The organism is Mycolicibacterium sediminis, assembly GCF_010731735.1.
Lineage (GTDB): Bacteria > Actinomycetota > Actinomycetes > Mycobacteriales > Mycobacteriaceae > Mycobacterium > Mycobacterium sediminis.
In genome coordinates this window covers 3,774,075-3,796,106 of sequence record NZ_AP022588.1, presented here as the reverse complement: position 1 = coordinate 3,796,106, position 22,032 = coordinate 3,774,075, and the positions used below count along the sequence as shown (strand labels likewise).

Below are 22,032 nucleotides of genomic sequence, written 5' to 3'. Positions count from 1 at the left end.
CACCTGCGCTGCGAACTGGAGTCAGACGTGAGCACCCTCGAACAGAGCCGCTACCTGGCCACCGCCATCCCCGGCCCGAAGTCCTCCGCCCTCATCGAGCGCAAGACCACCGCCGTGGCCCGCGGCATCGGCAACACGATGGCCGTCTACGCCGCCCGGGCAGGTGGCGGCATCGTCGAGGACGTCGACGGCAACCGCCTGATCGACCTCGGCTCGGGCATCGCCGTCACCACCGTCGGCAACGCCTCGCCGCGGGTCGTCGAGGCCGTCGCGGCGCAGGCCGCCGAGTTCACCCACACCTGCTTCATGGTGACGCCCTATGAGGGCTACGTCGCGGTGTGCGAGCACCTCAACCGCCTGACGCCGGTCGCGGGCGACACGCGTTCCGCCCTGTTCAACTCGGGCTCCGAGGCCGTCGAGAACGCGGTCAAGATCGCCCGGGCCTACACCCGCAAGCAGGCCGTCGTGTCCTTCGACCACGCCTATCACGGCCGGACCAACCTGACGATGGCCCTGACCGCGAAGTCGATGCCCTACAAGCACGGCTTCGGACCGTTCGCCCCGGAGATCTACCGGGCGCCGCTGTCGTACCCCTTCCGCGACGCGGAGTTCGGCGGCAAGGAGCTGGCGACCGACGGTGAACTCGCCGCCCGTCGCGCGATCAGCGTCATCGACAAGCAGGTCGGTGCCGACAACCTGGCCGCCATCATCATCGAACCCATCCAGGGCGAGGGCGGCTTCATCGTGCCTGCCGAGGGGTTCCTGCCCGCGCTGCTCGAGTGGTGCCGCGGCAACGGCGTCGTGTTCATCGCCGACGAGGTCCAGACCGGGTTCGCCCGCACCGGCGCGATGTTCGCCTGCGAGCACGAGGGCGTCGACCCGGACCTGATCGTCACTGCCAAGGGGATCGCCGACGGACTGCCGCTGTCGGCGGTGACCGGCAGGGCCGAGATCATGGACTCCCCGCACGTCGGCGGGCTCGGCGGCACCTACGGCGGCAACCCGATCGCGTGCGCGGCGGCCCTGGCCACCATCGAGACGATCGAGGCCGACGGCATGGTCGAACGCGCGCAGGCGATCGAGCGGCTGATGAAGGCCCGGCTCGGCCGGATGCAGGCCGACGACGAGCGGATCGGCGAGGTCCGCGGGCGCGGCGCGATGATCGCCGTCGAGCTGGTCAAGCCGGGCACCCTCGAACCCGATGCGGAGCTGACCAAGAAGCTGTGTGCGGGCGCTCACGCGGCGGGCGTGATCGTCCTCTCCTGTGGCACGTACGGCAACGTCCTGCGATTCCTCCCGCCGCTGGCGATCAGCGACGAACTCCTCGAGGAGGGCCTCGACGTCCTGGCCCTGGTGCTCGCCGACCTCTGAGTCGTCAGGACGTCAGCAGCGCGACGGCGATCGACCGGATCTCGTCCGCGGTCAAGCCGTCACCGCGGACGTCCGCCATGACGAGGTCCGCCAGGAGGTCGTCGGCCGGCTGCCAGCACCGGTCGGCGATCATCACGTCGACGTAGGCACTCAGCGCGTCGGTCGACGGCGCGTCGGCCTGCCACGCCAGTCGGGACAGCCGGGCCCAATCCCGGCGCGGCACACCGAGCGTCGCGCAGACGAGGCGCATGGGTGAGCGCGCTCCGATGTCCGTCATCGCGGCGTTCGGCCGCCTGAGCGCGCCGAGGACGTCGGCGCGCAGAGCCGTCACGCAGCGACGGCTGTACTCGTCGGCGAGCGGCTCGGAACGGATGAGCGTGGCCGTGCTCACGGGAGGCTCCTCGTCGGTGGTCGCGAATGCGGATCACCTCGATGTCTACCCAACCCACGACCACGGCGGCGACCCACGGGGCCGCCGTGTGACCGAACGAACAGCGGTCAGCGGTCGACGAGCGTGCGGTCGCCGCGGCGTCCGCGGAGGCGACCGAGCAGCCCTCCCCGGCGGCGCGGCCGACCGGCGAGGGTGGTGTCGCGAGTGCCGTCGGCCACCACCGCGCCGTCGGTGGTGCGCACGTCGGTGGTGCGCACGTCGGTGGTGTCGAGGGGGCGACTCGCGAACTCCACGTCGCGCACCGAGCGGACCGACAGGCGTCCGAGGGCCAGTGCGCCGAGGAAGACGAGCACGGCCCCGAGTCCGTAGAAGTAGGTCAGCTCGAGCCACACGCGCTTGGTGTCGGTGTCGGCGACGGGGGTGCCGACGTCGCCGAGCCCGAGCGGGCCGGCGAAGGCACGGCCCACGACGAACCACGCGCCCGCGGCCACCGCCAGCCAGCCGCCCAGCATCCCGGAGACGCGGTTGCGCGACGTCAGCAGCAGGAAGCCGCCGACCACGGCGACGACGCCGGGCAGCACCTCGAGCCATCCGCGGCCGATGGTCCAGTCGGCACCGAGGCTGTAGGCGAAGTCGAAGTTGGGTCCGAGGAAGGGGACGAGCGCCCCCCACAGACCGAGCAGGATGACGAGCAGGCCGCTCAGCGCGCCGCGACTGCGCGGCATGGTGAGGCGTCCGCCACGGACGCGGGTGTCGTGGGCGCGGGTAACGGGATCTGACACGGGGACCTCCTTGGTCGCGTCGGGGGTACCCTCGAGCGGGCCGACCCAACCGCGTGTCGCCGGGTTGACGCGCGGAAGATCCCAACTTCCCCAGCAAACTGCTTTCAGATTTTGTAGTATCCCGTCGTGGGCTCCCGGTGGAGTCGGAGGCCACGCTGATCCGTCCCGTCCCGCGTACCGCGGTGTGGGCCGACTACCACGAATGTGAGCCCATCGCAGTGGAGCGGATTTGCCATTGGTGGCGACAGCCGGATCATTTCGACTGGCTCTCCTCCTATCTCGCCGCTCGCAACCTGCAGCGCTTCACGCGTTTCATGATGGCCACCATCGTGCTGCTGCTCGCAGCGGCGCCGTTGCTGATGTTGAACAGCCCGGTAGGACCGCAAGGCACTGTGACCCGCGTACTTTCGATCGTCGTGGCCGCCGTCTTCGCGATCATGGCCGTGTCCTGGGCTACTGCCTGGCCCAGCCGGACCCAGTCGCTGGCCTTCGTGCTCCTGGCCAACGCCGGCGTGGCGGCGATGTGCCTGGCGCAATCCACCCCCACCGCCGGCCTGCACGCCACCATGGCGTTCGCCGCGGTCGCGGGGTACGTGGCGTTCTTCCACACCAGCCGCGCGTTGTTGCTCACCTTGTCGGTGGCGTCGGTGACCGCGTCGATCTGCGCAGCCCAGCTCATCGCCGACGGGGATCCCTGGGGTGCCCTCAGCAAATTGCTGGTTCTGTCAGTCGGCGTGCTCGCGGTGCCGTTCTCGGCGCAGGTGCTCACGCACTTCCTGGGCGTCGACGCGCTCCGGTCGGACACCGACCCCCTCACCGAGCTGCCGAACCGCCGCGGCTTCTACCGCTCGATGCGGACGTTGGCCATCGAGGCCGTCGACAGCCGTTCGCTGGCGCTGTCGACGCTGATGATCGACCTCGACGCGTTCAAGCGCGTGAACGACACCGCCGGGCACGCCGCGGGAGACCAGACCCTGATCGAGGTGGCCGACATCCTGCGCCGCACCCGCCGGGGTGATTCGGTGATCGCGCGGATCGGCGGCGAGGAGTTCGTCGTGGGCGTCGTCGGCGACAGGGAGAGCGCGATCGGGCTCGCCGAACGGCTGTGCCGCGAGATCTCGGAGACGCCGTGGCGCGTCACCGCCAGCGTGGGCGTCGCGTCCGTCACCCTCAGCAGGATCCCGGCCGAAGGGCTCCGCGCCTTCCTGCAGGGGCTCGTGGAGGCCTCCGACCGCGCGATGTACACCGCGAAGCGGGCGGGCGGCAACCAGGTCTACGTCGCCGGCACCCCGCACCCCACCGAACCGCCACCCCCGATGGTCGCGCCGACGTTCGACTACGCCGCTGCGCCGAGCGTCGACCCGATGCCCAGGAGGACCACGGCCACGAACGGCAGCGTGCCCTGGATGGCCGCCGACCGGAACTTGTCGCGCGCCGACAGGACCAGGACGACGGCCGCCGCCGACATGGACCCGGCGCCCGCGAAGACCAGGGCCGCTCCCGCGGCGGTCCCGCCCGAGATCATCAGCCCGACGCCGACGGCGGTGACGACCGCCAAGAAGAGGTTGTAGAACCCCTGGTTGTAGGCCATCAGCTTGGTGGTCTCCGCCTCCTCGGCGGTGGTGCCGAACGTCGCGCGGGTGCGCGGCGCCGTCCACCGGAACGATTCGAGCACGAAGATGTACACGTGCAGCGCCGCGGCGAGTGCCGCGAACACCAGAGCGGCAGTCACCATGGGGGCAACTTACTCGAAGAGGTCGGGCTGGCCCAGCGCGTTGACCCCGGTCGGCGGCACGAGGCCGAGGTGGCGCCACGCCGTCGTCGTGGCGACCCGCCCGCGTGGGGTCCGGGCGATCATCCCCGCCCGCACCAGGAACGGTTCACACACCTCTTCGACGGTGGTCGCCTCCTCCCCGACGGCAACCGCCAGCGTGGACACGCCCACCGGTCCCCCACCGAAGCTGCGCGTGAGCGCCGACAGCACCGCGCGGTCGAGGCGGTCCAGCCCGAGTTCGTCGACGTCGTAGACCGCGAGCGCGAGCTTCGCGATGTCGCGCGTGATGATGCCGTCCGCCCGTACCTCGGCGTAGTCCCGGACGCGCCGCAGCAGCCGGTTGGCGATGCGTGGGGTGCCGCGCGACCGACGGGCGATCTCCGAGCCCGCGTCGCCACCCAGCTCGATCCCCAGGATCCCGGCCGACCGGGACAGCACCCGCTCCAGCTCGGAGGGTTCGTAGAAGTCCATGTGCGCGGTGAAGCCGAACCGGTCCCGCAGTGGGCCCGTCAGCGCTCCGGACCGCGTGGTGGCCCCGACGAGCGTGAACGGCGCGACCTCGAGCGGGATCGACGTGGCGCCCGGCCCCTTGCCGACGACGACGTCGACGCGGAAGTCCTCCATCGCGAGGTACAGCATCTCCTCGGCGGGACGCGCGATGCGGTGGATCTCGTCGATGAACAGCACGTCGCCCTCGACGAGGTTCGACAGCATGGCGGCCAGGTCCCCGGCGCGTTCCAGGGCGGGCCCCGAGGTGACGCGCAGCGACGACCCGAGTTCGCCGGCGATGATCATCGCGAGCGAGGTCTTGCCCAGCCCGGGCGGCCCGGACAGCAGGATGTGGTCGGGCGTTCCGCCGCGATTCTTGGCGCCCTCCAGGACCAGTTGCAGCTGCTCGCGCACCCGCGGCTGTCCGATGAACTCCCGGAGCGACTTCGGCCGCAGGCTGGCGTCGACGTCACCCTCGCCGACGGTCAACGCCGCCGAGACGTCCCGGTCGTCGTCGGGGCCGCCGTCCCCGTCGACGTCCTCGGAGAACCGGCCCATCACTTCCTGCCCAGCATCGACAGCGCCTCCCGCAGCACGGTCTGCGTGGTGGCGTCGGGGTCGGTCGCGAGGACCTTGTCCGTCGCCTCCTCGGCCTGCTTGGCCGCGAAGCCGAGACCGACGAGCGCCTCGACCACGGGGCCGCGGACCGCGTGTCCGCCGACGACGGCGGCACCGCTCGCCGCCGACTGGCCGATCTTGTCGCGGAGTTCGAGGACCAGGCGCTCGGCGCCGCGCTTGCCGATGCCCGGCACCCGGGTGAGCGCCGTGACGTCGCCGTCGCCGAGTGCCTGCCGCAGCGTCGGGGCGTCGTAGACGGCCAGCGTCGCCAGGGCGATCTTCGGTCCGACGCCGGAGACGCCGAGCAGGGTGGTGAACAGGTTCCGCGACTCGGTGTCGGCGAAGCCAAACAGCGTCATCGAGTCCTCGCGCACGATCATCGCCGTGATCAGCCGCGCCTCGGTGCCGCGCCGCAGCGTCGACAGTGTCGCCGGGGTGGTCATCACCCGGTACCCGACGCCCGCGGCCTCGATGACGGCGTGGTCCAGCGCGATGTCGAGCACCTCACCGCGGATCGAGGCGATCACCTGACCGCCCGGAGCTTGGCCTGGTACCTGCGCTTCTGTTCGGCGGCCATCGCCTCCGCCTCGGCCATCTTGGCGATCATCGGGGCGCGCCAGCAGTGACAGATCGCCAACGCCAGCGCGTCGGCGGCGTCGGCCGGCGTCGGCTTGGCCTGCAACGCAAGGATCTTCGTGATCATCGTGGTCACCTGCGCCTTGTCCGCCCGGCCGTTGCCGGTGACGGCGGCCTTCACCTCGCTGGGCGTGTGGAAGTGCACGTCGATGCCCCGCTTCGCCGCGGCCAGGGCGATGACGCCGCCCGCCTGGGCCGTGCCCATCGCGGTGTTGGCGTTGTTGTTCGCGAAGACCCGTTCGATCGCGACCACGTCGGGCAGGTGGGTGTCCATCCAGTGCTCGACGGTATCGCTGATCGCCAGCAGTCGTTGCGCCAGTGGGTGGTCGGCCGGCGTGCGCACGACGTCGACGTCGAGGGCCGTCACCTTGCGCCCGCCGCCACTCTCGATCACCGACAGACCGCAGCGCGTCAGGCCCGGGTCCACGCCCATCACGCGCACCACGCCTCCTCGGGTTCTAGAACAGCTGTTCGATACCCTAACGGCCCGCCCGGACGGCGCGGAGTACGACACGCACGTGAATCGTGCGATCCGCCACAGCACGCGTGAACCCCCGCGATCACGGTAAGCCGTGTGACGGCAGTGGCGATCGCCGCTACCGTCGAAGGCTCACCCACATCACCGAGCAGCAGGGAGTCAGAACACTCGATGCCAGACGACACCGAACTGGAGTCCGCCACCAACCTCGCCGTCACACTCGCCTGGGTCGCAGGCGCGATCGTGATCGCGTATCTGCTGGGGGTGGTCCTCACCTGGGTGTTGAGGCGCATCGGACGGCGTGCCGACGTCATCGACGACGTCGCCACCTTCAGCCGGCTCCCAGTGCGGGCCACGCTGACCGTGTTCGCGGCGTCCATCGCGGTGCAACGCACCTCGAGCGACGCCGACCCCTGGCGCGGCTGGGTCGACCACACCCTGTTGATCGTGAACATCGCCACGCTGACCTGGCTGATGGTGAGCTTCGTGCAGGTCGCCGAACGCCGCGCGATCGCCCGCTTCGCCGGCGGTGACGACGAGATCACCGATGCCGACCGGCGGTGGCGCCGGGTCCGCACGCAGGTGACGGTGCTGCGGCGCCTCGCGATCGCCGTCGTGGTCGTCCTCGGCGTCGCCGCGATCCTGATGACGTTCCCGTCGTTCTCCGACATCGGCACGACCCTGTTCGCCTCGGCCGGCGTGCTGTCCGTCGTCGCCGGCCTCGCGGCCCAGACGTCGCTCGGCGCCGTCTTCGCCGGCATGCAGATCGCCTTCTCTGGCGCTGTCCGCGTCGGCGACGTCGTCGAACTCGAGGAGGCCCGCTGGTGGGGCCGCATCGAGGAGATCACCCTGACCTACGTGGTGGTCCGGCTGTGGGACGAGCGTCGCCTCGTCCTGCCGTCGACGTACTTCACGACGACGCCGTTCGAGAACTGGACGCGCAACGCGACCGAGATCATGGGCACCGTCGAGTTCGACGTCGACTTCCGCGTGCCGCTGCACGAGATGCGCGCCGAGGTGGACCGCCTGCTGGCGCAGAGCGACCAGTGGGACGGCCGCCGCGGCGTGCTCCAGGTGACGAACGCGATCGGCGGGGTCGTGCGCGTGCGCATCGTGGTCAGCGCACCCAACGCGGGCGCACTGTTCGACCTGCGCTGCCTGGTGCGCGAGGGCCTCGTCGACTGGCTGCACCGCACCGGCGGAGCACTGCCCATGCAGCGCCTGGTCCAGTACGACCCCGACTCGGAAACCGTGCACCGTCGCCATGGCGACGGCGAGACCCCGCGCGTGGGGGCGAGCCTGTTCTCCGGCAGCCCGCACGCCGACGAGCGCGCCAGCCTGTTCGACGAGCGGCAGTTCGAGGAGCCCGCCGACGACTACGCGGCATCCAACGGACGCGGTCGCGGCTGACGCCTACCCGGGCACCGCGGCGTGCGCCCCGAGCGCGACGCCGCGGTAGCCCGGCGCGAGTACTCGTCCCGCGACGAGCAGCGGCTCCCGGCTGCGCAGGGTGCGGGCGAGGATGAACGCGCCCTCGAGCGCGCCGACGAGCGCCACGGTCACGTCGCGGGCCTGCGCCGGCGGTAGACCGCGCTTCGTGAAGTAGGCGGCGCCTCCGTCCAGCCAGCCGTCGAAGATCTCGGCCGTCGCCTGCCGCAGTTCGTCGACCGTGTCGGCGATCTCGGCGGCGACGCTGGCCACCGGGCACATGTTGGCGTAGCCGGTGGCCGCCATGTCGTCGGCGGCCTGGGCGAACAGCGCCTCGACGGCCTCCCCCAGGTCGTCGTGCGGGTCGACGAGGGTCGGGATGAGCATGCCGTAGGCGGCGCCCGCATTGACCAGGGCTTCGCGCGCGATCTGCACCTTGCCGCCCGGGAAGTGGTGGTACAGCGATCCGATCGGCGCACCGGACGCCGCGGCCAGGTCCTTCATCGCCACTGCCGCATACCCGCGGTGCCGCATCAGTTCGGCCGCCGCCGTCAGGATCGATTCCCTGGTGGACCTTGCCATCTCTGCCTCCCAGCCTCACACTAGAGCATACGTTCTAGAATCACCGTTCTAATGGAGGTCGGATGAAGTCGGTAGACGTCGCCGCGGGCACCGTCGAGTACCGGGAGGCGGGCGACCCGTCCGGCCCCCCGGTCGTCCTGCTGCACGGGTTGCTCATGAACGACGCCCAGTGGGATCTCGCACTCCCCCTGCTGCCCAACGGGTTCCGGTACCTGCTGCCGGTGCTACCGCTCGGTGGGCATCGCCGTGCGATGCGTCCCGACGCCGATCTGACCATGCCCGGCATGGTGGGCGTCGTCGCCGACTTCCTCGAGGCGATGAACCTGGTCGACGTCACCCTGGTCGTCACCGACTGGGGCGGACCGCTGTTCCTCACCCACTACGGCCGCGACCGACGGGTGGCCCGGATGGTGCTCTGCCCGACGGAGGCCTTCGCCAACTTCCCACCCGGCTTTCCCGGGAAGATGACGTGGGTGGCCAGCCGCACCACCGGAACCCTCGCGCTGGCCATGAAGCAGATGCGCATCGGCTGGCTACGCGACCGGTTCTTCATGTTCGGCATGATGTCGCGCCGCAGGATCCCGCAGACCGTCATGAACGCGTGGACCGACCCCGGCCTGGCCGACGAGCGGATACGCCGCGATCTGCTGAACTACTGCCGCACCTCGTTTGACGAGGATGAACTCGTCCGTGCGACCAACCGGCTCGCCGAGTTCGACGGTGACGTCCTGGTGCTGTGGAGCCGCAACCGGGTGATGCCCCTGGCACACGGGGAGCGGCTCGCCCGGCTGACCGGCGGCACCCTGCGCATCGTCGACGACGCGAAGGTGCTGATCATGCTGGATCAACCGGAACGGACCGCGGAGGCGATCGGCGCCTTCCTGACCAGCCCGGTTCAGTCCTCGTCGAGCTGAGCGGCGACGTCGTCGGAGAGGTCGACGTTGGTCCACACGTCCTGCACGTCGTCGCTGTCCTCGAGCGCGTCGACCAGCTTGAAGACCTTGCGCGCACCCTCGACGTCGACGGGCACCGACACCGACGGCTGGAAGCTGGCGTCGGCCGAGTCGTAGTCGATCCCGGCGTCCTGCAGCGCGGTGCGCACGGCCACCAGATCGGTCGGCTCGGAGATGACCTCGAACATCTCGCCGAGGTCGTTGACGTCCTCCGCGCCGGCGTCGAGGACCGCGGTCAGCACATCGTCCTCTGTGAGGCCGTTCTTCTCCAGCGTCACGACGCCCTTGCGCGAGAACAGGTACGACACCGAGCCCGGGTCGGCCATGTTGCCGCCGTTGCGCGTCATCGCGACCCGCACCTCACCGGCCGCGCGGTTCTTGTTGTCGGTCAGGCACTCGATGAGGACGGCGACGCCGTTCGGGCCGTAACCCTCGTACATGATCGTCTGCCAGTCCGCACCACCGGCTTCCTCGCCGGCGCCACGCTTGCGGGCGCGCTCGATGTTGTCGTTGGGAACCGACGTCTTCTTGGCCTTCTGGATGGCGTCGAACAGCGTCGGGTTGCCCGACGGATCCCCACCGCCGGTTCGCGCCGCCACCTCGATGTTCTTGATCAGCCGGGCGAATTCCTTGCCGCGGCGCGCGTCCTTGACGGCCTTCTGATGCTTGGTGGTGGCCCACTTGGAATGGCCGCTCATGCAGCTAGTACCTCTTCTTGTGTTCGGCGTGTCTACTGCGAAGTCTGATCGACCAGTCTATCCGGACGTCACGCCCACGCGGGCTCGACCTCGACGCAGCGCTGCGCTAGCGCCGGAGCGAGTCGACGAACAGGTGGTGCACCCGCCGGTCGCCGGTGATCTCGGGATGGAACGCGGTGGCGAACACCGGACCCTGCCGGACCGCGACGGGATGGCCCGCGGCCCGCGCCAGCACCTCGACGTCGTCGCCGACCCGCTCCACCCATGGCGCCCGGATGAACACCGCGTGCACGGTGCCGTCGAGACCGGAGAACGGGATGTCCTCCTCGAACGAGTCCACCTGCCTGCCGAACGCATTGCGCCGCACGGTGATGTCGAGCCCGCCCAGCGGCAGTGCCTCGCGGCCGGGCACACCGGCGTCGACGATCTCGCTGGCCAGCAGGATCATCCCCGCGCACGAGCCGTAGGCGGGCAGGCCATCGCGTAGCCGTTCGCGCAGCGGTTCGAGCAGGTCGAGTTCGCGCAGCAGGTGGCTCATCGTGGTCGACTCCCCGCCGGGGATCACCAGCGCGTCGACGGCGTCGAGTTCGGCGGCACGCCGCACGGTGACGGCGTCCGCCCCGGCCTCGGTCAGCGCGGCCAGGTGCTCTCGGGTGTCCCCCTGCAGCGCGAGGACGCCGACGCGCGGGGCGCTCACGTGGCCGACGGCGTGAAGCTGCGCTGGTAGCGGGTCAGACCTTCCTGCATGACCGCGGCCACCATCTCGCCGTACCGGTTGAACAGCTTGCCCTGGGTGAGGGCGCGACCCCCGCACGCCGACGGCGAGGACTGGTCGTAGAGCAGCCACTCGTCGGCGCGGAACGGACGCATGAACCACATGGCGTGGTCGAGCGAGGCCACCATCAGGTGCTTGCGCTCCTCGGGATGGTTGACCTGCGCCGAGCCGAGCAGCGTCAGGTCGCTGAGGTACGCCAGCGCGCAGATGTGCAGCACCGGGTCGTCGGGCAGCGGGTCGCGGTGGCGGAACCACACCTGCTGCTGGGACGCCTTGCCGGGCAGGAAGCTCATCTGCTCGCGCGGCACGATGCGGACGTCCCACTCGTCGAACTGCCGGAAGCTGGCGTCGTCGAAGACCTTGCTCGCCGACTTGAAGTCCGGGATGTCGTCCGGCGGTGGCGCCGTCGGCATCGCGTCCTGGTGTTCGATGCCGCTCTGGTCGGCCTGGAACGACGCGGACATCGAGAAGATGGTCTCGCCGTGCTGGATGGCACTGACCCGGCGGGTGCAGAACGACCCGCCGTCGCGGATGCGCTCGACGCTGTACACCGTCGGCGACCGCGCGTCCCCGCCCTTGAGGAAGTACCCGTGCAGCGAGTGCACCTGGAACTTCGGGTCGACCGTGCGGACGGCCGACACCAGCGACTGCCCGGCGACGTGGCCGCCGAACGTGCGCTGCAGGAATCCGGACTCCGGGCTGAACACGCCGCCGCGATAGATGTTGATCTCGATCTGTTCCAGATCGAGGATCTCTTCGATCGCCATGGGTGGCTACCAGCCGCGTTCGGCCAGCCGGTGCGGCACCGGGATGTCGTCCACGTTGATGCCTACCATCGCCTCGCCCAGCCCGCGGGACACCTTGGCGAGCATGTCCGGATCGTCGTAGAAGGTGGTGGCCTTGACGATCGCGGCGGCGCGTTCCGCGGGGTTGCCGGACTTGAAGATGCCGGAGCCGACGAACACGCCCTCGGCGCCGAGCTGCATCATCATGGCCGCGTCCGCGGGGGTGGCGATGCCACCCGCCGTGAACAGCGTCACGGGCAGCTTGCCCGACCGCGCGACCTCGGCGACCAGGTCGTAGGGAGCCTGCAGTTCCTTTGCGGCGACGAACAATTCGTCCTCGGACAGCGAGCCGAGCCTGCGGATCTCGCCGCCGATCTTGCGCATGTGGGTGGTCGCGTTCGACACGTCGCCGGTGCCCGCCTCGCCCTTGGAGCGGATCATCGCCGCACCCTCGGTCAGGCGACGCAGCGCCTCGCCGAGGTTGGTCGCGCCGCACACGAACGGCACGGTGAACTTCCACTTGTCGATGTGGTTGGCGTAGTCGGCCGGCGTCAGCACCTCGGACTCGTCGATGTAGTCGACGCCGAGGCTCTGCAGGATCTGCGCCTCGACGAAGTGGCCGATGCGCACCTTGGCCATGACGGGGATCGTGACGGCGGCGACGATGCCCTCGATCATGTCGGGGTCGCTCATCCGGGACACCCCGCCCTGGGCGCGGATGTCGGCCGGGACGCGCTCGAGCGCCATGACGGCGACGGCACCCGCGGCCTCGGCGATGCGCGCCTGCTCGGCGGTGACGACGTCCATGATGACGCCGCCCTTGAGCATCTCCGCCATGCCGCGCTTGACGCGGGCGGTTCCGGTCTGGCCGCCGGCCGACCCGTTGGCGGACCCGTTCACGTGATCGCTGCCGATTTCCACTGCAATCTCCTCCATATGTCTTCTGATTCAGTCTAGGGGCCGGGCCAAATCGCACCGATCCGCAGCGGGATCGCGCTCAGTGGATCGACTCGAGTTCGCGACCGGCCGGGCTCGACGTCGCCGCGGCCAGCCGGTCGGCCTCGGCCAGCCGGTCGGCCAGCTGCACCGGGTACACGGTCTCACCACCGGCCGCCAGGGAGCGAATGGTGGCCTCGTCGCACCACCGGTGCGCCTGGATGTAGCGCCGCTCCAGGGCCGTGTGACCGGAGGTGACGGGTTCGAAACGCGTGGTGCGGAGGATGAAGAACAGCTCCTCGCTGCGGACCACCGCGCCGTTGAAGTCGAAGACCGCGTCACGCCGCCACACCGGTCCGACCAGGTCGTCGCGCGATGCGACCAGGCCGGTCTCCTCGGCCAGTTCGCGCACGGCCGCGTCGGGCAGCGCCTCGCCGGGCTGCACGGCGCCACCCACGGTGAACCACCAGCGCGGGGCCGTCCCGGAGGAGTTGGCCGGATCGGACCCGCGGAACAGCAGGACTTCCCCGTCCTCGTCGAGCAGGATCACCCGCGCCGACGTGCGCTTGCCGACCTGGCCGACGACGCTCCGGTTGGCGCGTTCGGAGATCTCGAAGTACGTGGGCATCGCCGCGGTGCCACCGAGGTGCAGCGCCCGCACCAGCGGCCGTTCACGCAGTGCGAGGGTGTCGCGTACGGCGTCGTTGTGGAAGCGGCGGGCCAGCAGCACCCGCGCCTCCGCGTCGGCCAGTTCGGCGACCAGCGGCAGCGGCAGCGACGCCGGGTCGACCTGCGCGAGTTCGTTGGACAGTTCGTTCTCCGCGTCCTCACGCGCCGACCGAGGTGCGCGTTCGGCGGCGGCGGCGAGGGTGGTGAGCCGGTGACCCGGCGGACTGCCCGCGTAGGCGTCGGTGGCGACGGCCCGTGCGACGACCGCCCGACGGGCCAGTGCGCCGTCGAGGGCCTGCCACGACAGGTCGTAGCGGACGTGGAGGCGGTCCAGCCGGTTGGCGGTCTGGAACGCCCAGGTCCCGCCGATGATCAGCACCACCGCGAGCAGGACGAGGACGGCGACGAGCAGCCAGCCGAGGGTCACCGGCGCGCTCCGCGGGCGCTCTCCCGGGTGGTCGCACCCGCGACGCGCACCTTCGTGCCCGATCCCGCGACCGTCTCGTAGACCTGCTGGATCTGGCGGGCGACCACCGACCAGTCGTAGCGCCGCACGGCGTCGCTCGCGGCGGCCACGTAGCGGGCGCGTGCGGCGTCGTCGCGCAGCATCTCGACCAGTGCCGTGGCCAGCGCCTCGGAGTCGTCGACCGGGACCAGCCGGCCCGCGGCGCCTTCCTCGAGCACCCTGCGGAACGCGTCGAGGTCGCTGGCCACGACGGGCGTCCCCGCGGCCATCGCCTCGACCAGGACGATGCCGAAGCTCTCACCGCCGGTGTTGGGGGCGCAGTACACGTCGACGCTCCGCATGGCCGAGGCCTTCTCCGCGTCGTCGACGAGGCCGAGGAACCGGAGGTGACCCGCGAGCGGCCCGGCCTCCTCGGCCAGTTCGGACTCGTCACCCCGCCCGACGACCAGCACCTCGACGTCGGGTAACGACGCGACCAGTCCCGGCAGCGCGCCCAGCAGCACGCTCATGCCCTTGCGCGGTTCGTCGAACCGGCCGAGGAACAGCACGGAGCGTCCCGGACGCGGATAGCCGTCGAGTAGCGGCGCGGACGCGAACGACGCGACGTCGACGCCGTTGGGGATCTGGACGGCGTCGGATCCCAGCGCCTCCATCTGCCAGCGCCGGGCCAGGTCGGACACCGCGATGCGGCCGACGATCTTCTCGTGCCAGGGCCGCAGGATGCCCTGGAACACCGACAGCGTCAGCGACTTGGTGGTCGACGTGTGGAACGTCGCGACGATCGGTCCCTCGGCGATCATCAGCGCGAGCATCGACAGGCTCGGTGCGTTCGGTTCGTGGACGTGCAGGACGTCGAACTCGCCGTCGACGATCCACTTCTTGACCCGGCGGTGGGTGGCGGGGCCGAATCGCAGCCGCGCGACCGAGCCGTTGTAGGGGATGGGAACGGCCTTGCCGCCCGAGACGACGTAGTCGGGCAGGGTGGCGTCCGGCGACGACGGCGCGAGCACGCTGACCTCGTGGCCGTAGCCGCGCATGACCTCGGCCAGCTGCAGCACGTGTGCCTGCACGCCGCCCGGCACGTCGAACGAGTACGGGCACACCATGCCGATCCGCATCAGGACCCGCCGTGCTCACCCGCGAGCCGGGACCGGCGCTCCTGGGACAGGTCCGCGATCCACTGCGGCTGCATCATGTGCCAGTCCGCGGGGTGGGCGGCGATGTTGGTCGCGAACCGGTCGGCCAGGGCCTGGGTGATCGCGTGGACGTCGCCCGACGAGGTGTCCAGCGCGGGGTCGAATCCGACGACGGTGACGTCGGCCTCGTACCAGGTGTGCACCGGCAGCAGGGCCGCGCCGGTCTCCACCGCGAGGCGGGCCGGCCCGGCGGGCAGCCGGGTCTTCTCGCCGAAGAAGTCGACCTCGACGCCGGAGCGGGTCAGGTCGCGGTCGGACATCAGGCACACCAGGCCGTTGTCGCGCAGCCGTTCCGCGAGCACCTCGAAGGGCGGCCTGCTCCCCCCGGTCAGCGGCAGCACCTCGAAGCCGAGGCTCTCGCGGTACTCGACGAACCGGTTGTACAGCGATTCGGGCTTGAGCCGCTCGGCGACGGTCGCGAACCGGCCGTGTGCGTGCACCAGCCACACCCCGGCCATGTCCCAGTTCCCGCTGTGCGGCAGCGCCATGACGGCGCCCCTGCCCGCCTCGAGCGCGGCGGTGAGGTGGTCCGCGCCGCGGACCGCCTGGTCGAGGCGCGTGGCGAGGACGTCGAGATCCATCGACGGCAGCCGGAAGGCCTCCCGCCAGTAGCGGGCGTAGGAGGCGACCGACGCGCGGACGAGGCTGTCCGGCACCTCGGCGGGCGGAACGCCCACCACCCTGGCCAGGTTCTTGCGCAGCTGGTCGGGCCCGCCACCGCGCGCGGCGTACAGCGCACCGGCGTCGAACGCGTTGCGCGCGGCGAACTCCGGCAGCGCCCGCACCAGTCGCCAACCGGCGGCGTATCCGAGGTCGGTCAGCTGGTCGGCGATCACGACTCGCTCGTCTCCCCCGCGGACGGCGGCGCGGCAGACCGCAGCGGTTCGACGGCACCGGGTGACGTGCGCACCGAGTGCACCCGCTGCCCGAGCGTGATCAGGCTTGCGACGGCCAGGCCCCACATCGCGACGTGGATCAGCCAGGGCACTTGCAGGAACGACACCCCGGACAGCCCGGCGCCGATGAGCACGATGAGCAGCCGCTCGGGACGCTCGATGGTGCCGCCGTCACCGCTCAGGCCGTTCGCCTCGGCACGCGCCTTGACGTAGGAGATGACCTGCGAGGTGACCAGGCAGATCATGGTGGCCACCACCAGCGGCGTGTCGTGGATGGTGAAGGCCGCCCACCACAGCAGCCCGCAGAAGATGGCGCCGTCGGCGACCCGGTCGCACGTGGCGTCGAGGACGCCGCCGAACCTGGTGCCATAGCCGCGTTCTCGGGCCATCGCGCCGTCGAGCATGTCGGCGAGGACGAACACGGCGACCGTGAACGCGCCCCACCAGAGCTGGCCGTGCGGGAACAGCGTGAGCGCGGCGATGACGGTGCCCGCGGTGCCGATGATCGTGATGCCGTCCGGCGTGAGGCCCACGCGCAGTGCGGCCCGCGCGACGGGACCGCTCAGCTTCGCGTAGGCGGCCCGGGTCAGGAGGTAGAAGTCGCTCACGACTGCGCGGCCCATTCCGTCGCCAGCAGCTCACGGGTGTCGCGCAGCAGCTGCGGGATCACCTTGGCTCCGCCGATCACCGTGATGAAGTTCGCGTCGCCACCCCAGCGCGGTACGACGTGCATGTGCAGGTGCTCGGCGAGCGAGCCGCCGGCCGAGGTGCCAAGGTTCAGTCCGACGTTGAAGCCGTGCGGCCGCGAGACGCGCTTCATCACGCGGATCGCCTTCTGGGTGAACGACATCAGCTCGGCGCTCTCGGCGTCGGTGAGGTTCTCCAGTTCGGCGACCCTGCGGTACGGCACCACCATGAGGTGTCCCGGGTTGTACGGGTAGAGGTTGAGCACCGCGTAGACGTGCTCGCCGCGCGCCACCACGAGCCCGTCCTCGTCGGTCATGGTCGGGATGTCGGTGAACGGCTCCGACGACTTCGCCGATCCGGTCTTGATGGCGTCGGCGATGTAGTTCATCCGGTGCGGCGTCCACAGCCGCTGCAGGTGGTCGCCGTCGCCGACGCCGCGGTCGATCACGGTCCGCTCGTCCGAGCCCTCGTCGGCAATGCTCACGTGGGACTGCCCACCTCGAGCAGATCGGCGGTGGGCGCGGCGTTCTCGCGGCGCGCGACCCACCCGGCGATGGCGTCGACGGCCTCGTCCCGGCCGATCCCGTTGATCTGCGTGCGGTCGCCGAACCGGAAGCTGACCGCACCCGCCTCGACGTCGCGGTCCCCCGCCAGCAGCATGAACGGCACCTTCTGGTTGGTCTGGTTGACGATCTTCTTCGCCATCCGGTCGTCGCTCGAGTCCACCTCGGCGCGGATGCCGCGCGCCTTGAGCTGGGCCACCACGTCGTAGAGGTAGTCGACGTGGGCGTCGGACACCGGGATGCCGACGACCTGGACCGGCGCCAGCCACGCCGGGAAGGCACCGGCGTAGTGCTCGGTGAGCACCCCGAAGAACCGCTCGATCGACCCGAAGAGCGCGCGGTGGATCAGCACCGGCCGCTGGCGGGTGCCGTCGGCCGCGGTGTACTCCAGCTCGAAGCGCTCGGGCATGTTGAAGTCCAGCTGGATGGTCGACATCTGCCAGGTCCGCCCCAGCGCGTCCTTCACCTGGACCGAGATCTTCGGCCCGTAGAAGGCGGCGCCGCCCGGGTCGGGCACCAGATCCAGTCCGGACGCCTCGGCGACCTCGCGCAGCGTGTCGGTCGCCTCGTCCCACACGTCGTCGTCGCCGACGTACTTGACGGGGTCCTTGGTCGACAGCTCGAGGTAGTACTCGTTCAGGCCGTAGTCGGCGAGCAGGTCCAGCACGAAGCGCAGCAGCGAGGTCAGTTCGTCGCGCATCTGCTCGCGGGTGCAGTAGATGTGCGCGTCGTCCTGGGTCATGCCCCGTACGCGGGTCAGCCCGTGGATGACACCGGACTTCTCGTAGCGGTACACCGACCCGAACTCGAACAGCCGCAGCGGTAGTTCGCGGTAGGAACGGCCGCGCGCCCGGTAGATGAGGTGGTGCATCGGGCAGTTCATCGGCTTGAGGTAGTAGTTCTGGCCCGGCTTGCGGACCGTGCCGTCGGCGTTCAGTTCCTCGTCGATGTGCATCGGGGGGAACATGCCGTCGGCGTACCACTCGAGGTGGCCCGAGGTGACGTAGAGGTGCTCCTTGGTGATGTGCGGGGTGTTGACGAACTCGTAGCCCGCCCGTTCGTGCGCGCGGCGCGAGTAGTCCTCGAGTTCGCGGCGGATGATGCCGCCCTTGGGGTGGAACACCGGCAGGCCTGAGCCGAGTTCGTCGGGGAAGCTGAACAGGTCCAGTTCGACGCCGAGCTTGCGGTGGTCGCGGCGCTGCGCCTCCTCGATCAGCTCGAGGTGGTGGTCGAGCGCCTCCTGCGACTCCCACGCTGTGCCGTAGACGCGCTGCAGGCTGGCGTTGGCCTGGTTGCCGCGCCAGTAGGCGGCCGAGCTGCGGGTCAGCTTGAAGGCCGGGATGAAACGGGTGGTGGGGATGTGCGGCCCGCGGCACAGGTCGCCCCAGATGCGTTCGCGGGTACGGGGATTGAGGTTGTCGTAGGCGGTCAGCTCGTCGCCGCCCACCTCCATCACGTCCGGGTCCCCCGACTTGTCGTCGACGAGTTCCAGCTTGAACGGCTCGTCGGCCAGTTCCTCGCGGGCGGCGTCCTTGGACGCGTACACCCGGCGGTCGAACAGCTGGCCGTCCTTGACGATCTGGCGCATCTTCTTCTCGAGCGCCGCGAGGTCCTCCGGGGTGAACGCCCGAGGCACCTCGAAGTCGTAGTAGAAGCCGTCGGTGATCGGCGGGCCGATGCCGAGCTTCGCCTCCGGGAAGAGGTTCTGCACCGCCTGGGCCAGGACGTGGGCCGCGGAGTGCCGGATGACGCTGCGGCCGTCCTCGGTGTCCGCGGCGACGGGCTCGACGTCGATGTCGACGTCGGGGGTCCAGGACAGGTCGCGCAACCGGCCCTCGGCGTCGCGGACGACGACGATCGCGTCGGAGGCGCCGCGGCTGGGCAACCCCGCCTCGCGCACGGCCGACGCCGCGGTCGTCCCGGCAGGCACCCGGATCGGGGCTGCGGGGGCGGTGCTGGCGGCGGCACTCATCGGCGGATCTCCATCGGGTCGTGGGGGGTGGTGACCGCGACCATGCTATCGGGGTGGGGGCTGGGCCTTTTACCCCGTCGCTTCGCTCGCCCGGCTAGTCACCGAAGCCGATGGGACTGTTGAACCAGTTGGGGTCGAGGCCCACGAGTTCGGCGCCCCAGTCCAGCGCGCCGAGCAACCACAGCGTCGCGGCCACGAACAGCGCGGTGAGCAACCCGCCGAGCACCTGCACCCACGCCGGCTGACTCTGGAACCAGTCCATGAACCGGTCGTAGCGCTCCTTGGCGTAGGCCAGCAGTTTGCGCGCCCAGTCGAACTCGGTGGCCAGGATGCCGAGGCCGACGAAGACGATCGCCCAGCCGGGTCCGGGGTACGGGATCGCGAGGATGCCCAACCCGAGGACGATCAGGCCGACGACGCCGACGGCGATGCGGTAGAAGAAGTCGACGCGCGGCCGGTCCCGCAGGCGGTCGCGCCATCGCCCCCACCGCCGCTTCAGCTGGGAGAGGCGGTGCTTCTTGCCGTCCTCGGACTCGTCCTCGGCCTTTGGGTCCTCGGTCATGGCTGACCCGGTTTGAGCATCACGAACAGTGCCTCCGCGTCACACAGGACGTCGTCGCCGTCGAGCAGTCGCCCTGCCACGAAGATCTTGCGGCCCTCGATCCGGTCGATCCTGGACTCCACCCGAAGCTCCTCGTCGATCGGCGCGATCTTGCGGTAGTTGACGTGCAGGTAGGCGGTGCGTTGCTTCGTGCTGTCGCTGAGCTTGAAGGCCGTGAAGCCCAGCAGCGAGTCGAACAGGTGCGCCAGCGAGCCGCCATGCACCGCGCCGTTGCGGCCGAGGTGGAAGCGGCGGAACCTCGCGGTGCCGCTGATCCGGCCGTCCTCGGTGACGCGGAGGTCGACCGGGACGGACAGGATGCTGCCGCGGTTGGGCAGGTCCATGCGGCGTCCCGACGGTGCGTGCCACTCGTCGGCCTCGAAGGGCGCCAGCAACCGGTTGACGCGCTCGATGGCGTCGGCGGCCGCGGTGACGACGTCGTCGGGCGCGTCCGCTCCGCGGGTCAGGTCCTGCAGGGTGCGGACGGCCTCGACGAACCGGCCGTAGTCGGGTCCGCCGCGGTGGGTCGGTACCGGCGAGTTGAAGCCGCCCCCGGCCACGGCGACCGGGGTCCGGCCGTCCCCGTCCTGATCGGCGTCCATGCGGTAACCGTATTCGGTGCGTCGGCGGTCGACGATGGCAAGGTGGTCGGGTGCGACTCAGCGACCTCGCGGACCTGCCCTTCACCTACTCCGAGATCGGGGCGACGAAGGGCCCGCTGCCCGGCGGCTACCACCACGTGCGCGAGTCGGCGTTGATCGGCCGCGGCCGGGAACGGTTCGAGGCGGCCGGCGACGCGGTGCTGCGGTGGGGCATGTTGCGGGGCGCGGGAGCGCGGGTGCGGGCCACGTCGGAGGTCGCCCACGTGGGCGCCGAGGTGATCGTCGGACTCGGCCCGGTGAGCGCGCCGTGCCGGGTGGTCTACGTCCTCGACGAGCCCGACCGGCGTGGCTACGCCTACGGCACGCTGCGCGGCCACGCGGAGACCGGCGAGGAACTGTTCGCGGTGCGGTACGACGCCGCCGACGACGCGGTCTATGCGGAGGTGACGGCGTTCTCCCGGCACGGGACGTGGTGGAGCAGGCTGGCGGGGCCGGTCACGTCGCTCATCCAGGGCTGGATGAGCCGACGCTACGTGCGGGCGGTGTGACCGCCGGATCCACACCGTCGAGATCGACGCCCGCACGCACCGCCACGTCGAGCCGGTAGGACAGGATCGCCAGCGCGAACAGCCCGATCGACAGGGTGATCAGCGCTCCGAAGCCCTCCGTGGCGAAGTCGACGAGGGCGTTGAGCAGCGTGAAGATCAGCGCTGCGTTGCGCAGCCAGCGCAGCGGCCACACGCCGTCGGTGCGCCGGCGGCCGATCATCGCGGGCAACGCCAGGCAGAGGGTGAGGACCGCGCTGACGAGCAGGATCGCCGAGGGGACGTTGAATCCGTCGAGGCTGACGGTCAGGTGGTCGTCGGAGTAGAAGTAGCCGCCGATCGCGACGCCGAGCGTGCCGAGCGAGACGCTCAGGAACGAGCCGAGCACCAGCAGCCACCCGACCACCGGCACCCAGCGCGGACTGCGGAAGAAGCCGGGGATCAACGCCAGCGCGCGGCGCTGCGCGGCGTACACCCTGTCGGACGCCGGATCGGCCGACAGCAGGAGGTCGTGCACGCGCGCGACGTCGTCGGCATCGGCGCCGAGGTCGCGCGCGCGTTCGACGAGGACCACGCCGATCTCGCGACGGCGGTGCGCCAGTCCCCTGGCGATGCCGTCGGCCGCGATGAGGGCCGCCGACGCGAGGCACTCGACGGCGTTCAGCGGCCGCACGTCCCGGACCATGCGCGCGCCGACGAGGATGACGACCACGAGCACGTACATGATCTCGGCCGACGGCCCGTAGAAGTAGTCGTTGTCCTTGGTGACGAACTTGCCGACCTCGTCGAGGAACAGCCCGAACCCGATGCCGCCCAACACGACACAGAGCATCCGCGCACCCAGCCCGAGCGTCATCCAGCCGATGACGAGCGCCAGCATCATCAGCGCACCGCCCCACAGCGCATGGGCGATGTGCAGGTTGCCGCCGCCGATCTGCGGATAGCCGGTCAACCGAAGGTAGCCGCGGGTCAGCAGGATCGTGGCGATCGCGATGATGATGAACGCCTCGGTGGCGCTGGGTCCCATCGCGCTGCGGGTGAGGACTCCATGGTGTCTCCGGCGCGTGTCCACGGTGTACACCTCAGCACCGGTGGCTCACGGCGTCCAGCGAACGCCTCCGACCCGACCGGTATGTTGC

General features: G+C 70.6%; 24 protein-coding genes and 1 pseudogene. 5 read left to right on the top strand and 20 right to left on the bottom strand.

Annotated elements, in window-relative coordinates; genetic code table 11:
• Positions 1-27 precede the first annotated feature (27 nt).
• Entirely contained in the window at positions 28-1,371 is a 1,344-nt protein-coding gene (gene gabT, locus G6N64_RS18205; protein WP_163798459.1) for a 4-aminobutyrate--2-oxoglutarate transaminase, read from the top strand.
• Positions 1,372-1,375: 4 nt separating this feature from the next.
• Here the strand turns inward: gabT and G6N64_RS18200 are convergent, their stop codons facing one another.
• Both G6N64_RS18200 and G6N64_RS18195 read right to left on the bottom strand, forming a co-directional pair.
• On the bottom strand, positions 1,376-1,762 hold the full coding sequence (locus G6N64_RS18200) for a cytochrome P450 family protein (RefSeq protein ID WP_246230698.1): 387 nt from the start codon (positions 1,760-1,762) through the stop codon (positions 1,376-1,378).
• A gap of 107 nt (positions 1,763-1,869) precedes the next feature.
• Complete coding sequence (locus G6N64_RS18195) at positions 1,870-2,487, bottom strand: hypothetical protein (protein WP_163801918.1); 618 nt, start codon at positions 2,485-2,487, stop codon at positions 1,870-1,872.
• Between the two features lie 371 nt (positions 2,488-2,858).
• On the opposite strand from G6N64_RS18195, the pseudogene G6N64_RS30510 reads away from it, so the two are divergent.
• Positions 2,859-3,815, top strand: a pseudogene (locus tag G6N64_RS30510) (GGDEF domain-containing protein); the annotation flags it as partial.
• Between the two features lie 65 nt (positions 3,816-3,880).
• On the opposite strand, the gene G6N64_RS18185 reads toward G6N64_RS30510, so the two are convergent.
• From G6N64_RS18185 to ruvC, 4 genes are read right to left on the bottom strand one after another with little or no spacing between them, the layout of a single operon-like run.
• On the bottom strand, positions 3,881-4,279 hold the full coding sequence (locus G6N64_RS18185) for a DUF1304 domain-containing protein (RefSeq protein WP_163798457.1): 399 nt from the start codon (positions 4,277-4,279) through the stop codon (positions 3,881-3,883).
• Positions 4,280-4,288: 9 nt separating this feature from the next.
• Positions 4,289-5,365, bottom strand: coding sequence for a Holliday junction branch migration DNA helicase RuvB (gene ruvB / locus G6N64_RS18180; protein WP_163798456.1), 1,077 nt, complete (start codon positions 5,363-5,365; stop codon positions 4,289-4,291).
• The gene (gene ruvA, locus G6N64_RS18175; RefSeq protein WP_163798454.1) at positions 5,365-5,952 is read right to left on the bottom strand and encodes a Holliday junction branch migration protein RuvA; all 588 of its coding nucleotides are present in this window, start codon (positions 5,950-5,952) and stop codon (positions 5,365-5,367) included. Before ruvA ends, ruvB begins: the two co-directional genes overlap by 1 nt.
• Entirely contained in the window at positions 5,949-6,503 is a 555-nt protein-coding gene (gene ruvC, locus G6N64_RS18170) for a crossover junction endodeoxyribonuclease RuvC (RefSeq protein WP_174266839.1), read from the bottom strand. Before ruvC ends, ruvA begins: the two co-directional genes overlap by 4 nt.
• 207 nt (positions 6,504-6,710) lie before the next feature.
• On the opposite strand from ruvC, the gene G6N64_RS18165 reads away from it, so the two are divergent.
• On the top strand, positions 6,711-7,949 hold the full coding sequence (locus G6N64_RS18165) for a mechanosensitive ion channel family protein (RefSeq protein WP_163798452.1): 1,239 nt from the start codon (positions 6,711-6,713) through the stop codon (positions 7,947-7,949).
• A 3-nt stretch (positions 7,950-7,952) separates the two neighbouring features.
• On the opposite strand, the gene G6N64_RS18160 is transcribed toward G6N64_RS18165, so the two are convergent.
• A complete protein-coding gene (locus G6N64_RS18160; RefSeq protein WP_163798450.1) occupies positions 7,953-8,549 on the bottom strand; it encodes a TetR/AcrR family transcriptional regulator in 597 nt (198 codons plus the stop codon).
• Between the two features lie 62 nt (positions 8,550-8,611).
• Here G6N64_RS18160 and G6N64_RS18155 point away from each other — a divergent pair, with 62 nt between their 5' ends.
• Entirely contained in the window at positions 8,612-9,463 is an 852-nt protein-coding gene (locus G6N64_RS18155; protein ID WP_163798448.1) for an alpha/beta fold hydrolase, read from the top strand.
• On the opposite strand, the gene G6N64_RS18150 is transcribed toward G6N64_RS18155, so the two are convergent.
• The 12 genes from G6N64_RS18150 to G6N64_RS18095 form a co-directional block, all read right to left on the bottom strand.
• On the bottom strand, positions 9,445-10,200 hold the full coding sequence (locus tag G6N64_RS18150) for a YebC/PmpR family DNA-binding transcriptional regulator (RefSeq protein WP_163798446.1): 756 nt from the start codon (positions 10,198-10,200) through the stop codon (positions 9,445-9,447). The two genes, G6N64_RS18155 and G6N64_RS18150, sit on opposite strands and share 19 nt — an antisense overlap.
• 106 nt (positions 10,201-10,306) lie before the next feature.
• Positions 10,307-10,897, bottom strand: coding sequence for a pyridoxal 5'-phosphate synthase glutaminase subunit PdxT (pdxT, locus tag G6N64_RS18145; RefSeq protein ID WP_163798443.1), 591 nt, complete (start codon positions 10,895-10,897; stop codon positions 10,307-10,309).
• Positions 10,894-11,742, bottom strand: a complete 849-nt coding sequence (gene tesB, locus G6N64_RS18140) for an acyl-CoA thioesterase II (RefSeq protein WP_163798441.1) — start codon at positions 11,740-11,742, stop codon at positions 10,894-10,896. The genes pdxT and tesB overlap by 4 nt, the downstream gene beginning before the upstream one ends.
• A 6-nt stretch (positions 11,743-11,748) precedes the next feature.
• Positions 11,749-12,597 (bottom strand): pyridoxal 5'-phosphate synthase lyase subunit PdxS, encoded by an 849-nt coding sequence (gene pdxS / locus G6N64_RS18135; protein WP_246231277.1) that lies wholly within the window; start codon positions 12,595-12,597, stop codon positions 11,749-11,751.
• Between the two features lie 160 nt (positions 12,598-12,757).
• Positions 12,758-13,792 (bottom strand): NUDIX hydrolase, encoded by a 1,035-nt coding sequence (locus G6N64_RS18130; RefSeq protein WP_163798439.1) that lies wholly within the window; start codon positions 13,790-13,792, stop codon positions 12,758-12,760.
• Positions 13,789-14,949: a glycosyltransferase family 4 protein gene (locus G6N64_RS18125; RefSeq protein WP_163798437.1), complete on the bottom strand. Its 1,161-nt coding sequence runs from the start codon at positions 14,947-14,949 to the stop codon at positions 13,789-13,791. The genes G6N64_RS18130 and G6N64_RS18125 overlap by 4 nt, the downstream gene beginning before the upstream one ends.
• On the bottom strand, positions 14,949-15,863 hold the full coding sequence (locus G6N64_RS18120) for a phosphatidylinositol mannoside acyltransferase (protein ID WP_163798435.1): 915 nt from the start codon (positions 15,861-15,863) through the stop codon (positions 14,949-14,951). Before G6N64_RS18120 ends, G6N64_RS18125 begins: the two co-directional genes overlap by 1 nt.
• Positions 15,860-16,531 carry a phosphatidylinositol phosphate synthase gene (gene pgsA / locus G6N64_RS18115; RefSeq protein ID WP_163798433.1) on the bottom strand — a complete coding sequence of 224 codons (672 nt, stop codon included), beginning with the start codon at positions 16,529-16,531 and terminating at the stop codon, positions 15,860-15,862. Before pgsA ends, G6N64_RS18120 begins: the two co-directional genes overlap by 4 nt.
• Complete coding sequence (locus G6N64_RS18110) at positions 16,528-17,094, bottom strand: ATP adenylyltransferase (protein ID WP_174266837.1); 567 nt, start codon at positions 17,092-17,094, stop codon at positions 16,528-16,530. Before G6N64_RS18110 ends, pgsA begins: the two co-directional genes overlap by 4 nt.
• Positions 17,091-19,145: a threonine--tRNA ligase gene (gene thrS, locus G6N64_RS18105; protein ID WP_163798430.1), complete on the bottom strand. Its 2,055-nt coding sequence runs from the start codon at positions 19,143-19,145 to the stop codon at positions 17,091-17,093. Before thrS ends, G6N64_RS18110 begins: the two co-directional genes overlap by 4 nt.
• Before the next feature lie 94 nt (positions 19,146-19,239).
• Entirely contained in the window at positions 19,240-19,707 is a 468-nt protein-coding gene (locus tag G6N64_RS18100) for a TIGR02611 family protein (RefSeq protein WP_163798428.1), read from the bottom strand.
• Positions 19,704-20,348, bottom strand: a complete 645-nt coding sequence (locus tag G6N64_RS18095) for a PaaI family thioesterase (protein WP_163798426.1) — start codon at positions 20,346-20,348, stop codon at positions 19,704-19,706. Before G6N64_RS18095 ends, G6N64_RS18100 begins: the two co-directional genes overlap by 4 nt.
• Positions 20,349-20,398: 50 nt before the next feature.
• Here G6N64_RS18095 and G6N64_RS18090 point away from each other — a divergent pair, with 50 nt between their 5' ends.
• Entirely contained in the window at positions 20,399-20,896 is a 498-nt protein-coding gene (locus tag G6N64_RS18090; RefSeq protein WP_163798424.1) for a DUF1990 domain-containing protein, read from the top strand.
• On the opposite strand, the gene G6N64_RS18085 is transcribed toward G6N64_RS18090, so the two are convergent.
• Positions 20,853-21,920, bottom strand: coding sequence for a hypothetical protein (locus tag G6N64_RS18085; RefSeq protein ID WP_163801914.1), 1,068 nt, complete (start codon positions 21,918-21,920; stop codon positions 20,853-20,855). The genes G6N64_RS18090 and G6N64_RS18085 overlap by 44 nt on opposite strands.
• Positions 21,921-22,032 lie beyond the last annotated feature (112 nt).